This is a genomic window from Arcobacter suis CECT 7833 (genome assembly GCF_003544815.1).
In the GTDB taxonomy this organism is placed as follows: domain Bacteria; phylum Campylobacterota; class Campylobacteria; order Campylobacterales; family Arcobacteraceae; genus Aliarcobacter; species Aliarcobacter suis.
In genome coordinates, this window is record NZ_CP032100.1 from 891,823 (window position 1) to 905,793 (window position 13,971).

The 13,971-nt window shown below is 29.4% G+C and carries 20 protein-coding genes; all 20 read left to right on the plus strand.

The annotated features are described in order from the left end of the window. Positions 1 to 2: 2 nt before the first annotated feature. The 20 genes from ASUIS_RS04545 (at position 3) to ASUIS_RS04640 (ending at position 13,929) form a co-directional block, all read left to right on the plus strand. Positions 3 to 404 carry a hypothetical protein gene (locus ASUIS_RS04545; RefSeq protein WP_118885893.1) on the plus strand — a complete coding sequence of 134 codons (402 nt, stop codon included), beginning with the start codon at positions 3 to 5 and terminating at the stop codon, positions 402 to 404. Then, positions 401 to 967: a head-tail connector protein gene (locus ASUIS_RS04550; RefSeq protein WP_118885894.1), complete on the plus strand. Its 567-nt coding sequence runs from the start codon at positions 401 to 403 to the stop codon at positions 965 to 967. Before ASUIS_RS04545 ends, ASUIS_RS04550 begins: the two co-directional genes overlap by 4 nt. Next, positions 967 to 1,296 (plus strand): phage head closure protein, encoded by a 330-nt coding sequence (locus tag ASUIS_RS04555; protein WP_118885895.1) that lies wholly within the window; start codon positions 967 to 969, stop codon positions 1,294 to 1,296. The genes ASUIS_RS04550 and ASUIS_RS04555 overlap by 1 nt, the downstream gene beginning before the upstream one ends. Next, a complete protein-coding gene (locus tag ASUIS_RS04560) occupies positions 1,289 to 1,696 on the plus strand; it encodes an HK97-gp10 family putative phage morphogenesis protein (RefSeq protein ID WP_118885896.1) in 408 nt (135 codons plus the stop codon). The genes ASUIS_RS04555 and ASUIS_RS04560 overlap by 8 nt, the downstream gene beginning before the upstream one ends. Beyond that, positions 1,689 to 2,036: a tail completion protein gp17 gene (gene gp17 / locus ASUIS_RS04565; protein ID WP_118885897.1), complete on the plus strand. Its 348-nt coding sequence runs from the start codon at positions 1,689 to 1,691 to the stop codon at positions 2,034 to 2,036. Before ASUIS_RS04560 ends, gp17 begins: the two co-directional genes overlap by 8 nt. Positions 2,037 to 2,039: 3 nt before the next feature. Continuing rightward, complete coding sequence (locus ASUIS_RS04570) at positions 2,040 to 2,480, plus strand: phage tail tube protein (RefSeq protein WP_118885898.1); 441 nt, start codon at positions 2,040 to 2,042, stop codon at positions 2,478 to 2,480. Continuing rightward, a complete protein-coding gene (locus tag ASUIS_RS04575; protein ID WP_118885899.1) occupies positions 2,480 to 2,830 on the plus strand; it encodes a hypothetical protein in 351 nt (116 codons plus the stop codon). Before ASUIS_RS04570 ends, ASUIS_RS04575 begins: the two co-directional genes overlap by 1 nt. A 68-nt stretch (positions 2,831 to 2,898) precedes the next feature. After that, complete coding sequence (locus ASUIS_RS04580; RefSeq protein WP_118885900.1) at positions 2,899 to 3,138, plus strand: phage tail assembly protein T; 240 nt, start codon at positions 2,899 to 2,901, stop codon at positions 3,136 to 3,138. Positions 3,139 to 3,140: 2 nt separating this feature from the next. Continuing rightward, the gene (locus ASUIS_RS13855) at positions 3,141 to 5,282 is read left to right on the plus strand and encodes a phage tail tape measure C-terminal domain-containing protein (RefSeq protein WP_118885901.1); all 2,142 of its coding nucleotides are present in this window, start codon (positions 3,141 to 3,143) and stop codon (positions 5,280 to 5,282) included. Beyond that, positions 5,282 to 5,617, plus strand: a complete 336-nt coding sequence (locus ASUIS_RS04590; protein ID WP_118885902.1) for a hypothetical protein — start codon at positions 5,282 to 5,284, stop codon at positions 5,615 to 5,617. Before ASUIS_RS13855 ends, ASUIS_RS04590 begins: the two co-directional genes overlap by 1 nt. 2 nt (positions 5,618 to 5,619) lie before the next feature. Further along, entirely contained in the window at positions 5,620 to 6,243 is a 624-nt protein-coding gene (locus ASUIS_RS04595; protein ID WP_118885903.1) for a DUF1833 family protein, read from the plus strand. Continuing rightward, entirely contained in the window at positions 6,240 to 6,629 is a 390-nt protein-coding gene (locus ASUIS_RS04600; protein ID WP_118885904.1) for an NlpC/P60 family protein, read from the plus strand. Before ASUIS_RS04595 ends, ASUIS_RS04600 begins: the two co-directional genes overlap by 4 nt. Continuing rightward, positions 6,617 to 10,558, plus strand: a complete 3,942-nt coding sequence (locus ASUIS_RS04605) for a phage tail protein (RefSeq protein ID WP_118885905.1) — start codon at positions 6,617 to 6,619, stop codon at positions 10,556 to 10,558. Before ASUIS_RS04600 ends, ASUIS_RS04605 begins: the two co-directional genes overlap by 13 nt. Before the next feature lies 1 nt (position 10,559). Then, the gene (locus tag ASUIS_RS04610; protein WP_118885906.1) at positions 10,560 to 11,573 is read left to right on the plus strand and encodes a hypothetical protein; all 1,014 of its coding nucleotides are present in this window, start codon (positions 10,560 to 10,562) and stop codon (positions 11,571 to 11,573) included. An 11-nt stretch (positions 11,574 to 11,584) separates the two neighbouring features. Continuing rightward, the gene (locus tag ASUIS_RS04615; RefSeq protein ID WP_118885907.1) at positions 11,585 to 12,055 is read left to right on the plus strand and encodes a hypothetical protein; all 471 of its coding nucleotides are present in this window, start codon (positions 11,585 to 11,587) and stop codon (positions 12,053 to 12,055) included. Then, the gene (locus ASUIS_RS04620; protein WP_118885908.1) at positions 12,052 to 12,297 is read left to right on the plus strand and encodes a hypothetical protein; all 246 of its coding nucleotides are present in this window, start codon (positions 12,052 to 12,054) and stop codon (positions 12,295 to 12,297) included. Before ASUIS_RS04615 ends, ASUIS_RS04620 begins: the two co-directional genes overlap by 4 nt. A gap of 1 nt (position 12,298) precedes the next feature. After that, a complete protein-coding gene (locus ASUIS_RS04625; protein WP_118885909.1) occupies positions 12,299 to 12,748 on the plus strand; it encodes a phage holin family protein in 450 nt (149 codons plus the stop codon). Beyond that, complete coding sequence (locus ASUIS_RS04630) at positions 12,745 to 13,098, plus strand: hypothetical protein (protein WP_118885910.1); 354 nt, start codon at positions 12,745 to 12,747, stop codon at positions 13,096 to 13,098. Before ASUIS_RS04625 ends, ASUIS_RS04630 begins: the two co-directional genes overlap by 4 nt. Positions 13,099 to 13,153: 55 nt before the next feature. Next, positions 13,154 to 13,348, plus strand: coding sequence for a hypothetical protein (locus ASUIS_RS04635; RefSeq protein WP_128326720.1), 195 nt, complete (start codon positions 13,154 to 13,156; stop codon positions 13,346 to 13,348). Then, positions 13,345 to 13,929 (plus strand): transglycosylase SLT domain-containing protein, encoded by a 585-nt coding sequence (locus ASUIS_RS04640; protein WP_118885912.1) that lies wholly within the window; start codon positions 13,345 to 13,347, stop codon positions 13,927 to 13,929. Before ASUIS_RS04635 ends, ASUIS_RS04640 begins: the two co-directional genes overlap by 4 nt. The last annotated feature ends 42 nt before the right edge of the window (positions 13,930 to 13,971 follow it).

The following is a 13,971-nucleotide window of genomic DNA, read 5'->3' on the forward strand; positions in this document are numbered from 1 at the left end:
TAATGAGAGTGAAGTTTTTAACTTCTCTCGTCGGTCCAAATATTAATTATCAGACTGGCGTGACTGAAGATATTATAAATAATGAAGGGTGTAGTTTAATTAAAAATGGTGTTGCTGAACCAGCTGATAAAAAAGCAAAAGAAATTTATGCACTTTTTTTAGATGATGAAAAATCAAAACAAGAACAAAAAGAAGAAGAAGAGAGACAAGCTGCAGCAATCTTAGAAAAAGACTTTTTAGAAAATAAAAGAGCAAATTTACAATCTGAAGTAGATGCAATCACGCATATTTTAGATGATGCTGTTGTTTATTATAAATCTTATGTTGATTTATTAGATGATTTAAATAAACAAGAACCTGAAAAAAAAGAAGATGAACAAAACCAAGGTGATGAAGAAAAATGATAGTTCAAAAAGTAGTTCCAACACAAACGGATATTGATAATATTTTATCTTTAGCAGTTGCAAAAAAATTTATAAAAGTTATTGATATAGAAGATGATACGGATATTCAAGATTTTATAAATTCTGCAATAACTGAAGCTCAAGATATTACAAATAGACAGTTTGCAAGTGCTACTTATGAAATGTATTTATCAAATTTCCCTGGGGAAAATTTTAAATTTCAAAAAAATCCAGTTCAAGAGATAGTATCAATTGAATATATGGATATTAATGGAGTGTATCAAACAATAGATTCAACATCATATTATTTATTTAATGAGTATGAAGTTGGAAAAATTGTATTTAATACTACTCCAAATGTACAAATAAAAAATCATAAACAAGCTGTGAGAATTACTTTTAAAAGTGGTTATACAACTAATTTTCCAGCGGATTTAAGACAATGGTTAAAAGTGAGAGTTTCTACTTTATATGAATTTAGAGAAGAACTAACAGCAGGTGTTTCAATTGCAAAAAATAATCATGTTGATTCAATTTTACAAAGATATAGGATAAGAAGTTAATGAGAGCAGGAGCTTTTAATAAATATATAGATTTTCTTTCAAAAAACAAAACTCCAGATGCAATTGGAGCTAGAAAAGTAGAGTTTGAAAATGTATTTAATCAGAAAGTTCCTGCAAGTATAAGAGATATTCAGACTACTGAAAAGTATTTTGACAATTCGGTTCTATCAAAAACGGAGTTAATTATTTCAGTTAGGTATAACTCATTGATTAATGAAAAATTAGTTATTGAATATCAGGGCAGAAAATATGAAATTATTAAAATAAACAATATTTATGCTCAAAATAAACAGTTATTAATCGCTGTAAAAGGTTTTGATAATGAGTGAAATCAAAGGTTTAAAAGAACTTTCAAAAGCTTTGAAAGCTTTTCCACAAAATGTTCAAAACAATATTTTAAATAGTGCAGTAAGAGCTGGGATTGTTACTATTCAAAAAGAAGCAAAAAAGAATGTTCCAAAAAGAAAAAGAAAATTAGAAAAAGCAATTGTAATCAAAAAAAGACGACCAAAAAACAAGAATCAAATCAAATATCAACTTGGGATTAAACAAGGTGGAGAAGATGATGCTTATTATGGACATATCGTTGAATTTGGTAGTTCTAAAATGCAAGCTGAACCTTATATGAGACCAGCTCTTGAATCAAAAGCAGATGAAGTAATAAATGAAGTTAGAAAAAAGATGTCTCAACGAATAGATAAAGAGATTGAAAGAAGTAAAAATGCTTAAACAATTTGTATATCAAAGTTTAAAAAGTAATGAAATTACAGCAATCGTAGAAGATAGAATATTTTCTAAAAAGATAGAAAGTGATACTGCATTTCCTGCTATTACTTATCAAAGAATTATTGACAATACAGAACAGCATTTAAAAGGTATGGATAAAGAAAAAGGTATTTTTCAAATATCTCTTTATTCAAAAGATGAGTTGGAACTTGAAAATTTATTTCAAGTTTTAAAAGAGAGTTTAAAAAATATAGCAATATATAAAAATGCAGTTGATGCCTATGAAAGTGATACAAAACTTCATAGTATCAAAGCAGATTATCAATTTTATAAAAAGGATTAAAGCATGAGTTTAGCAATTAGCGGTCAAGGTGCAACAATTAGTGTAAGTGTAGATGGAACAACTTTTATTGAAGTTGGCGAAGTAAAAACATTTGGGGGTATTGGTGGTGGAACGCCATCGGTTAAAGATGTAACACATCTAAAATCGAAAGGAAAAGAGAAAAAAGTAGGTTTGAAAGATGAGGGTCAAGTTACTTTTAGTGGAAATTATATAGAAGATGATCCTGGACAAGGAATGTTAGAAAATGCGAGAGGTGAGACTATCTCACTAACAATGAAAGTTGAATTAGATAATAAAAAAACACCAGAAGGTAAAGGGACTACTTGGGTTTTTGAGGTTTTTGTTTTAACATTTAAATCGGACGGTATTGGTGTTGATGAAACATTAATATTTGATTCAAGTTGTGAAATCACTGGTTCTGTTACAAAAACTAAGGCTTCGTAATGTTTTTTAAAAAAAATACTTTTAATAAAGAAGAGTTCATTAAAAAAAATACAATAAATAAATTTCCTTTTGAAAAAAAAGAAGGTTTATTTGTCAGTGAGCTAACAATTAAAGAGAAATTTTTAATTGAAAATAAATTGATTGAAAATGCTATTTCAGTAGAAGATAAAAAACTAAAAGTAACAGATGAATCATATTTTGATTCTATTTGCTTAAGAGTTTCTCTTGGATTGGTGGATGCTGATGGTAATAAAGTCTTTATCCCTGAAGAAATTAAAAATCTAAAAGATAAAGAATTTGTTGAGAGTGCAAATGAAAAGATTTTAGAGGTAAATAAAGTAAAAAAGTAGATGATAGGCGGTTTTTATTCCGTCTAGCATTAAATCTTGGTTGTACTGTATCAGAACTTGAAAACAAGATGTCATATAAAGAGCTTTGTGAGTGGTATGAATATTCACAAATTGAGCCTTTTTTATCTGATAGAGTAGAAATAATGTTAGCAAAAGAGATGCAACTATTTGCAAATGTAAATAGAAATCAAAAATCAAAACCTTTTTTAATTGAAGATTTTATGATAACAATTAAAAAAGAACCAAAAAAAGAGCAATCTTTAGCAGAACAAATCATTGAAGCAATGAATAATATTAAGAAAGGATAGTAATGGCTACAAAAATAGGTGGAGTATTAATTGATGTAGCTGCTGATGTATCAAAGTTAGTTGAGGGTATGACAAAAGCTCAACAAACAGTTGATAAAACAGTTAGCAATATAAAATCATCACTTGGTCCTCTAGCTGGTATTATCTCAGGAATAGTTTCAGTTTCTACTATGAAAAATATTATTGATACAGCTGATGCTATGGGAGAACAAGCTCAAAAATTAGCATTAAGCTCTGAAGCTTGGAGTAAATATACTTACATAGCCAAATTTGCAGGAGTTGAAATCTCAACTTTAGAGTCTGGTTTTTCAAAATTAATTGCAAATATAAATGACTTTAATCGTGATGGTGGTGGTGGAGCTGCTAAAGCTTTTGAAGAGCTAGGGATTAGTGCTTCATTTGCAAAAGAGAATTTTACATCAACTGAAAAAACTTTCGACATAATCGTTTCTAAACTTCAAAGCATGGACGATGGATATAAAAAAACTGCATTAGTTCAAGAGATTTTTGGAAAAGGTGCAGGTGATTTAGTAAGATATACCGACCTTGGAGCAGATGGGATTGAAAGACTTGGTAAACAAGCTGAAATAACAGGAAATATAATCTCTCAGGATTTTGCAAATAATGCTGGTGAGTTGAATGATGGATTAGATGCCCTTGGTTCAATTTCAACTGGTGTAGGAAATAAAATCATGACAGTTTTTACTCCTGCATTAGTAGAAGCAAGTAGAGCCGTTTCTGATTTTTTAGATATTCAAAGAGAAATGAGTGCTTTTGAACTAAACCAAAAAATACAAGAGACATCAAAACATATTAAAGATTTAGAAAATGACTTAAAGTCAGTTTCTCTTGGAGATAAACTTTTTGGAAATAGTGAGGATGGTAAAACATCTGCTGAATTAAGAGCTGCTAAAAATAATTTGAATGCATATAAAGAACAATTAGAACAAACATTAAAAGTTGAAGAAAAAATCTCAAAACAAAAACAAGATTCATTTAATGCAGGGAAGAATCAAGTTAATGAAGAAAATGAAGCTAAAAAACAAGTAGAAGCATCAAAAAAACATGCTGAAGAAAGAATAAAGCTAGAAGAAGATTTTAACAATAAATATAAACAAGCAACTATGAGTAAATATGATTATCAAGTCTCTTTACTTGATGCTGAAAAACAAAAATTATTGAATAATAAAATATCTGCTGTAAAAGTTGAAGAATGGTATCAATCAAAAATAAAAGAAGCAAATGAAACTAGGGTAAAAGAGCAGGAAGATAATGATAAAGAGATATTAGAAAAACAAAAACAATTTACTAATGAATATAATCAATCAGTAATGACACGATTTGATTATGAGAGAGAACAGCTCAATCAACAACGAAGTGAATTGAAAAAACAAAAACAAGATGAAGTAAAAATAGAAGAAATGTATTCTGCTAAATCTAAAGAAATAGCAGCAGATGAAGCTGAATATTATAAGAAAATGGAACAAGAAAAAAGAGAAGCTTCAAATGATTGGCATATGGGAATGGAAGATGCTGTTAAAGAGTACCAAGACAATGTAAATGATAACTATGCTCAATCTAAAATGTTTTTTGAAAGAACTTTAGATGGTATGAGTAGTTCTCTAGCTGATTTTGTGGTTGAAGGAAAATCTAGTTTCAGTGATTTTGCAAGAAGTTTGGGTAGTGATTTAGCAAAACTTGTTATTCAAAAACAACTTGCAGGAATAGCAGGTAATCTATTTGATAATAGTGGTATTTCTAGTGCTTTTAGTAGTATTTTTGCTTCTGCACATGGTAATGTATTTGAAGGTGGACATGATGTTGCATTTGCAACAGGTGGAGTTGTTGGGAGTCCTACATACTTTCCTATGACAAATGGTAAAACTGGACTTATGGGGGAAGCAGGACCTGAAGCAATTATTCCATTAAGTAGAGTTGGAAGTGATTTAGGAGTTAAGTCTATTCCTTCTAAAGTTGTTTTAAATATTCAAAATAATACTTCAAGTGAAATAACAGCTGACAAAATAAGTGAACTTACACAAAATAATCAAAATGGAGAAGCAGAAAAGGTTTTAACAATTGTAATGAATGGAGTAAGCAGAAACACAATGGGAATTCGAGATATTATCAAAGGGACTAGATAATGGCTATTTATCCTACTACTTTAAATATTGAAAGCTTTGATGAAAAAACTATTAAACCAGTTTCTACAAGTAGTTATAACAGTGGATATTCTCAAAAAGTTGCAAAATATACTAGAAAAATTCTAGCTTTTTCTTTTACACATGAGAATTTAACATTAGTCGAAAAAATAGAATTAGATACATTCTTTACAACAAATCAAGGTCTTAGTTTTAGTTTTGTTCATCCATTAACGGATGATGTATATGAAGTTAATTTTGAAATGGATGAAATCAATTTTTCATACGATAAAACAATGAAAACTTATAGCACTAAAATAGCTATAAAAGAGGTTTAAAAATGTTATCTGATATTACAAAAATAGAAAAAAACCAACTAAATAGCAACAGCGTTTGGCTTAGTATGTTGGAAATAAATATTCCATCTGTTGCAGAAACTCTAAGAATTGTAAATAACAATGAAGATATAACTTGGAAAAGTTTTACTTGGCTTAAATTCCCTTTTGAGCTTGATGAAATATCACAATCTGTGAATGCTGAAACTAGCCAGTTTCAAATAAAAGTTGGAAATGTAAAAAATATAATAGGTCAATATATTCGACAATATGATGCTTATGTAAAAACAAATGGTTTTGAAGCAATAACTGTCGTTTTATATATTGTAAATAGTAAAGATTTAGCAAATACAACACCAGTTTATAGCACAAACCTAATACTTACAACTTCAAATTTAAATCATTTAGAAGTTAGTTTTACAGTAAGTGCTAGGGATTTGTTCCGTGCTAGAACACCACAAACTAGAATGTTTCCTAACTCTTGTAGATTCAAATTTAAATCTACTCTTTGTGGATATTCAGGACCAGTATCTTTATGTGATAAATCACTTTCAAGATGCAGACAACTTGAGAATTCTAAAAGATATGGCGGTTTTCCAGCTATTGGGAATCAAGGAGTTTCAATATGATAAGTAGATTTATTGGTATTCCTTTCGTTTCTAAAGGTAGAACTTTTAGAGGGTGTGATTGTTATGGACTTGTAAAGCTTTATTATAAAGAAGTTTTAAATATTGAAATTCCTGAAACTGTAATTACAGCAGAACAACCAAGACGAACATTTGCAAATTATTTAAATGAGATTTCAAAAAACTGGACTTCAACAGTTCCATCTAAAAATGCAGTTGTTGCAATGGCTGTAAATGCTGAACATCCAACTTTAATAACTCATTTTGCAGTGATGATTGATGATAAAAGATTTATTGATACAAGGGAAAATATGAGTTCATATCTAACAAGTATTAATGATGAAAAAATAAAAAACCAAATAAAAGGATTTTACAAATGGCAACATTAACAACAATACTAAATCCTTTTAATCCAAATGAAAAAACAGTTCAAAGGATAAATCCATGTTTTATTTATGAGTGTTTAGTTCCATACAGTGAAGACATAGAATTTGTAGTATCTTTAAATGGGAATATCACAGAAAACTATGAATACAAACTAAAAGAAAATGACTTTTTAGTAATAGTTCCTATACCTGCAGGTGGTGGCGGTGGTGGTAAAAATGTAATTAGAATCGTTGCAATGGTAGCACTTGTAGTTGCTTCTCAGGGTTTAGCTGCTGGATTTATGGGAGCGACTGCAGGGATGGTGGGAGCTGGTGTTTATGGTGGAATGACTGGAGCTTTTATTTTGGGTGGTTTGCAAGCAGGGATTATTATTGGTGGTGGTATGCTAGTAAATGCACTTTTACCAGCTGCATCACCATCTGTTGCAACTTCAACAGCTCTTAGTGAAGTATCTCCTACTTATGCTTATAGTGGTGGTTCAAATAATCGTGAGGTTGGAACAACTCTCCCTATTATATTGGGAACAGCGAGAGTAACACCACCAGTTATTGCTAGTTATTTATCATTAGATGGTGATAAACAATATCTAAATATTCTAATGGCTGTAAATGATGGAGTTGTAAATAATATAAGTGATATAGAAATAAATAATCAAGCAATATTAAATTTTAATGATGTTGAATATTTTACAACTTTAGGAACTGAAAATCAAACAGCAATCGGAAATTTTAGAGATACTGCAACAACGATTTCATTAAGTAGAAATCTAAATGAATTAAATTATGAAACTACATATACAACAGTTTCAAACACTATAAATGAACTTGAAGTTGTTATGCTTTTTGGAAGTGGTTTATTTAGTATTTCAGATGATGGGACTTATTTAAATAAATCTGTATCTTTTGAAATAAGTTATAAAAAAAGCAGTAGTACAACTTGGATAACTCAATCTTATACCGTTTCAAATACTTATAAAACTTCAAAAAGATTAAGTTATAGATTTAAAAATCTTGAAGTAGATACTTATGATGTTAAGATAAAAAGAACAAGTTCTTATGATACCAATACAAGAGTTGCAAATGCTCTTAGTTTAGATTATATAAATGAAATAGTGTATGATGATTTTTGTTATCCAGGTGTTGCCTTACTTGCTATTAATGCAATGGCAACAGATCAATTAAATGGTAGTATTCCTACAATAACTTGTTTAGTAAATAATACAGGAACTGTAAAACAAAAAAATAACCCAGCTTGGGCTTGTTATGATTTATTAAAAAGAGAAGGGATTCCTGACGAAGATATTAACTTAACAAAATTCCAAGAGTGGGCAGATTTTTGTACTGCTAAAAACTTAACAGTTGGTTTATATTTAGATTCTCAACAAGAGCTTCAATCAGCTTTAAATATGATATCTGTTTTAGGTCGTGGGATTGTATTACAGTTTGGAAGTATCTTTACTCCAATTGTTGAAAAAGTAGTTGATATTCCAACTCAAGGTTTTTTATTCACTGGTGGAAATATTATTGATAGTTCATTTTCAATCTCATATATTCCATACAATGAACGAAGTAATACTATTGAAGTTACATACTATGATGAAACGGATAGTTATAAATCTAAAACAGTTCAAGTTCAATCACATGATTTTGATTCAAAAACCATGGAAATCAAATCTTCAATTAATTTATATGGTTGCACAAGAAGAGCAATGGCAGCATCTTATGCAAAATTTTTATTAAATAAAAATAGATACATAAGTGAAACTGTATCTTTTACAGCCTTTGTAGATTCCATTGCTTGTAATGTTGGTGATGTAATAAAAGTAGGTGTTAAGTATATGACAAATACTTTAGCAGATGGAAGAATTTTAGGAGTTGAAAATAATAATACATTAATACTTGACCAAGAAGTAGAACTTTTGGACAATGAAGATTATCAAATACAAATAAGATGTATAGATGATGAAATCATGACTATCAATATTCCTTCTGTTAATATGAATACTTTTTCACATAGGATAGAAATTGGAACTTTCCCACGGGAAATTAATAAATTTGATGTATATGCTCTTGGAAAACTTGATACAGAAGCAACAAATCTTTATAGAGTAACAAGTATTACAAGAGCTAGTGATCTAAAAAGAAAAATATCTGCAATTGAATATAACGAAGATGTTTATAATGATAGTGCAATTATTAATGTAGAACCAATAGTATTAATTGATAATACAACAAATATTCAAACCGAAGAAATCTTAATTCAAAAAAATGATGGAACAATAGATGAAATACTTGTTGTCTCTTTTAATGGTAATAAATTAACTAATACTATTTATTTAGATGGTAAAAAAATAGGAACTACAACAACTAATAATTTTGAAATCAAGAATCTTTTAACAAGAGGTAAATCTTATGAAATAAAAGTAAATGATAAAGCTATTTCATATACTTTTATAGGTCTTTTAGCAAAAATAGGAACACCAACAGATTTAAGTATTAATCTATTAGCTACTAATACAGTTATTTCATGGAGTCCAGTTGCATATGCTGCTGGATATAGAATATATCATAACAATGTAGTAATTGAAGATAATATTAAATCAAGTACATTTAACTATAAGCTTTTAAAAAATGGTACTCATACTTTTAAAGTAGAAGCTTTAAATGTAGGGTTAAATCCAAGTGATGCAATTGAAGAAAGTATTGTAGTTGATGTTCCACTTTCTCCAAATGTTAGTGTTGCATATAAAGGTGAGAATGTACTTATAAAATGGGAAGAGTCAAATTCAACTTATCCAATTTCACACTATATTGTAAGCCATGATGACCTTACAACAATAGCAAAAACAACAACATATACAACCAAGGCAAATTGGAATTCAAAGAGTATTACTATTCAAGCTGTTGATATTGCAGGAAATGTTTCTACAATCAGAACAGCTACTTCTACAATAGCCCTTCCAACTGTAACTGAGGTTACTTCAAAAGTTATAGATAACAATATTTTATTGTATTGGAAGCAAACAGCAAAAACTTTACCAATAGCCCATGTGGAAATAAAAAAAGGTGAAACTTTAGCAACTGCAGAACAAATAGGAACAAATAATTCAACCTTTGCAAACCTTTTTGAGTCTAAAAGTGATTACTACACTTATTGGATAACACCAGTTGACTCTGCAGGAAATAAAGGAGATAGTTTATCCACTACAGCTCTTGTAAATGAACCACCAGACTATACTCTAAATGCTCAATGGTTTAGTGACTTTTCTGGTACAAAATATAATTCATTTTCTGAGTCAAAGAAATTATATTTAGGTATTAAAAATGAGACTTTTGAAAATCACTTTATTGTAAATAATTGGAGCTCAGCACAAGAGCAAGTAAATGCAGGTTATTTGCTTTATGCACAACCATTTGCAACTACTTCATATTATGAAGAAGTGTTTGATTATGGAACTGTTTTAGCTTCAACAACTGTTACAGCAATTCTTGATTATGAAAGAATAGGCAATGGTGGATTCCAAATAGATATTTCAATTAGCGAAGATAATACTAATTGGACCTTATATAGTAATAGCTCAAAAGTTACTACTTCAAACTTTAGATATGTGAAAGTAAAAGTTAGTTTTATAGGAAGTGTAAATGATGCCTTTATCGTAAATACAATGGAGGTAAAACTTGATTCTAAAATCAAAAGTGATAATGGAAAAACAACAGCAAAAGATAGTGATGTACATGGAACAATAGTAAATTTTAATAAGTCATTTGTTGATGTAGTAAACATATCTATTACTCCACTTGGAACAACCTTAAAAAATTTTATTTGTGATTTTACAGATGTTCCAAACCCAACTTATTTTAAGGTGTATATATACGATATGAATGGAAATAGAATAACAAGCGACTTTACTTGGTCAGCGGAAGGATATTAATATGAATGCGAATTGGATTTTACCTGTACTAACTTCAAACTATGCTAATTTTTTAGCAGAAATGAAATCAAGAGATGAAGATATTGCTATTTGGTTTGACAATACAACTTCTGAAAATTTACCAAATAAAACTAAACGATGGAATAGCTCAGGTGGTAAATTTGAGATATGGGATGGAACTACTTGGAGTGATTTATCAAATCTATATGAAATAAAAGTAAGAGATAGTGATAAGTTAAATGGTCAAACTGCATCATATTATGCAGTAGCAAATCATGGGCATACTGCTGCAACAACAACAGCAAATGGTTTTATGAGTTCTACTGATAAAATAAAACTTAATAATATTGCAGAAGATGCAAATAACTATTCTCATCCAACAGGTGATGGAAACTTGCATGTACCTGCAAATGGAATAGCAAACAATGGTAAATTTTTACAAGCAACATCAGTTGCAGGAGTTTATATTTGGGCTTCTCTTCCAACTTCAAGCTTATCAACTTTAGGGATAAATGCAACAGCAGCAGAATTAAATATTTTAGATGGAGCTACTGTTTCAACAGCAGAATTAAATATTTTAGATGGAGTTTTAATCACAGCTGAACAGTTAAATTATTTAAGTGCATTAACTGGAAATGTTCAAACACAATTAAATGCAAAAGCAGCACTTGCAAGCCCAGCATTAACAGGAACTCCAACAGCACCAACCGCTACAGTTGGTACTAATAATACACAAATAGCAACTACTGCATTTGTATTGGCAAATATTACAAATACAGTAGTAGGCACTGCAAATGCTGGGTTATCTGCAGGTGCAATTGGAAGTTATACACATGCCTCAATAATCAGTGGAGCACTACTCTCTTTAGGTGGTACCATAGCTGGTAGTGGGATTAATGCTGGTAATTCAAAACTTACTGGGGGGAGTGTCTTGACAGGTACATGGAGATATATGGGAAGAGGTTCAACCTCTCAAAGCACAGAGTCTTATGGACTTTTCTTAAGAATTGCATAAAGGGGAATATAATGATTTTTACAAAAATTAAAGATTTAAAATATAGTAAAGAAGATAATTCTTTTATAGATTTACTTGCTACTTGTGAAGAGTATGGGGAAATTCCAATGACTCTTAATTTAGTAGATACGGAAGATTTACATTATTTTGCAACTGGTACTTTTGATGAAGATAAAAATGAGATTTTAATACCACTTGAAGAGTACTGTAAAAAGCAAAAAATAGCTCCTTATGTTGAGCCAGAGCAAGTTGTAATTATTCCTAATTCAATTACACCTCTTCAAGCAAAATTACAATTATTAGATGAGGAATTACTTGATGAAGTTGAAGTAATGGTTAAAGTTGATAGAAAAATAGAACTTTATTGGACAAATGCTCAGAACTTCTATCGAAATGATGAAATCCTTTTAGGTATGGCAACAGCTCTTGGATTAAGTGATGCACAACTTGATGATTTATTTTTACAAGCGAGTAAATTATGAGTAAAGATCTAATAGAAAAATTTGAAAATGATAGAAAAAAAAGAAGCAGGTTAAATAGGATTTTACTCATCTTTGACCAGATGTGTAATGTTATATTTTGGGATGGAAGTCAAGATGAAACAGTTAGTTCTCATATTGGTAGAAGAATAGAAAAAGGTGAAGCGACATGGTTTGATAAAAAACTTTGTTGCTTTTTAAAAAGATTAGAAAAAAATCATTGTGAAAAAAGTTTAGGAGAGTAGAGTGAATTTAAATGTAAATGATTTAGCAACAATCGTAAAAGTATATTTTGTAGTGGTATATAGTTTGGTAATTGTTGCTTTAGATTATGCCGAAATACCACATAAAGCATTTTTTGTTTTATGCATCTTGATGTCTGCGGACATAATAACAGGAATAATAAAAGGATTTACTCTTAAAGAGCTTTCTTCTCGTCCTATTGTTACAGGTATGCTTAGAAAAACAGGATTGCTATTAGCTATTTATTTTATTTTTTTAGGAGTTTCAGTTATCAAAGAGTTTGGTTTTATAGGTAATTTAGCTTTAGGTATGTTTATTTTGGCTGAATTAATATCAATTCTTGGAAATATTATTGCAGTTAGAGAAAAACAAAGAATAAGTGAACATGATGCATTGATAGTTATTAGTAATGTTTTAAAAGATTTATTTCAAAAAAGGGGGAAAACAGAATGAATCCAATAAAAATATTTTTCGATAAATTCAAAATTTATTTTTTTGTAGCGTTTATATTAGCTTTTATTTATTTCTATTCTCAAAATCAAAGTCTAAAAACAGATTTGAAAATAAAAAGTGATGATCTAGTTGAACAAAAAAATATAAATGATTTAACTATAAAAGCCTATGAGCAAACTTTAGAAATTGAAAAAGAAAAAAATACTTTTGAAATTACAACACAAAAAGAAAAAGAGCCACTAATAAAAATAAGTGAAAAAGTAAAACAAGAAGTTCAAAATGTGAAAAAATATAAGGAGGTAAAACAAGATGAAAAAGAGTGTCCTAAGCTTGGTACTTTTAAGCTTTAGTTTTTTATTTGTTGGCTGTTCTAGTAAAGAGCCACAAATAGTTTTTAAGCCAAAGGTGGAGTGTTTCAAATTTGAAAAATATGTATTTAGCGAACAAGTAGATATTGAAGCACCAGAATATATTCTTAACTTAGCAAAATTAAGAAGTGAAGAACTAAATGGTGGGATTGCTTTTTATGAATCTCAAATTGATAGATATATTGCTTGGTGTAAAGGGCAGGAAGAAAAGGCAAAAGAGGTAAATAAATGAAAATGATAACAGTAGCAAACGCAATAGAAGTTGGTGTAAAAACTTATTCAAATGAATATGAAGATGCGATTAATGTATTATGGAAACATAATATTCAAATAACTCCAGAGATAGATATTGTATCTTTCTTGATAGCTCAATCAGTTCAAGAAAGTAGATTTGATACTAAAGCTGTAAGTCCAATGGGTGCAGTGGGAATTGCTCAATTTATGAAAGCAACTGCTACACAAATTGGTGAAGAGTTAAAAACTAAACTAGCATTATTTAAAGATGGATTTGATAGAGAAAATCCAGAACAATCAATTTGGGCTCAAATTTACTATATGAATAAACTTTTTAAAGTTTGGGATTTAGGAAGAACAGATGAAGAGAGATTGAAACTTGCTTTTGCTTCATATAATGCAGGAATTAGAAATATTTTAAGAGCTCAAAAAAAAAGCGGAAATAAAAAGTTTTGGAATGAAATAAAATTATCTTTACCTTTAGTCACAGGCGATAATGCAAGAGAAACAATTGGATATGTAGATTATATTTTCAAGTATGCTACTGATGTTCAAAAGTTTAAAATTAAGATGCATTAATTTTTTTTGTAATCTTAGGTTACAAATAGGTAATAAAAATAA

Bases quoted from the DNA above. Each gene is read 5' to 3' on its own strand.
- ASUIS_RS04555 (WP_118885895.1), top strand. From the start codon at position 967: ATGAGAGCAGGAGCTTTTAATAAATATATAGATTTTCTTTCAAAAAAC.
- ASUIS_RS04610 (WP_118885906.1), top strand. From the start codon at position 10,560: ATGAATGCGAATTGGATTTTACCTGTACTAACTTCAAACTATGCTAAT.
- ASUIS_RS04595 (WP_118885903.1), top strand. From the start codon at position 5,620: ATGTTATCTGATATTACAAAAATAGAAAAAAACCAACTAAATAGCAAC.
- ASUIS_RS04550 (WP_118885894.1), top strand. From the start codon at position 401: ATGATAGTTCAAAAAGTAGTTCCAACACAAACGGATATTGATAATATT.
- ASUIS_RS04580 (WP_118885900.1), top strand. From the start codon at position 2,899: ATGTCATATAAAGAGCTTTGTGAGTGGTATGAATATTCACAAATTGAG.
- ASUIS_RS04605 (WP_118885905.1), top strand. From the start codon at position 6,617: ATGGCAACATTAACAACAATACTAAATCCTTTTAATCCAAATGAAAAA.
- ASUIS_RS04590 (WP_118885902.1), top strand. From the start codon at position 5,282: ATGGCTATTTATCCTACTACTTTAAATATTGAAAGCTTTGATGAAAAA.
- ASUIS_RS04640 (WP_118885912.1), top strand. From the start codon at position 13,345: ATGAAAATGATAACAGTAGCAAACGCAATAGAAGTTGGTGTAAAAACT.
- ASUIS_RS13855 (WP_118885901.1), top strand. From the start codon at position 3,141: ATGGCTACAAAAATAGGTGGAGTATTAATTGATGTAGCTGCTGATGTA.
- ASUIS_RS04545 (WP_118885893.1), top strand. From the start codon at position 3: ATGAGAGTGAAGTTTTTAACTTCTCTCGTCGGTCCAAATATTAATTAT.
- ASUIS_RS04630 (WP_118885910.1), top strand. From the start codon at position 12,745: ATGAATCCAATAAAAATATTTTTCGATAAATTCAAAATTTATTTTTTT.
- ASUIS_RS04570 (WP_118885898.1), top strand. From the start codon at position 2,040: ATGAGTTTAGCAATTAGCGGTCAAGGTGCAACAATTAGTGTAAGTGTA.
- ASUIS_RS04620 (WP_118885908.1), top strand. From the start codon at position 12,052: ATGAGTAAAGATCTAATAGAAAAATTTGAAAATGATAGAAAAAAAAGA.
- ASUIS_RS04560 (WP_118885896.1), top strand. From the start codon at position 1,289: ATGAGTGAAATCAAAGGTTTAAAAGAACTTTCAAAAGCTTTGAAAGCT.
- ASUIS_RS04615 (WP_118885907.1), top strand. From the start codon at position 11,585: ATGATTTTTACAAAAATTAAAGATTTAAAATATAGTAAAGAAGATAAT.
- ASUIS_RS04575 (WP_118885899.1), top strand. From the start codon at position 2,480: ATGTTTTTTAAAAAAAATACTTTTAATAAAGAAGAGTTCATTAAAAAA.
- ASUIS_RS04600 (WP_118885904.1), top strand. From the start codon at position 6,240: ATGATAAGTAGATTTATTGGTATTCCTTTCGTTTCTAAAGGTAGAACT.
- gp17 (WP_118885897.1), top strand. From the start codon at position 1,689: ATGCTTAAACAATTTGTATATCAAAGTTTAAAAAGTAATGAAATTACA.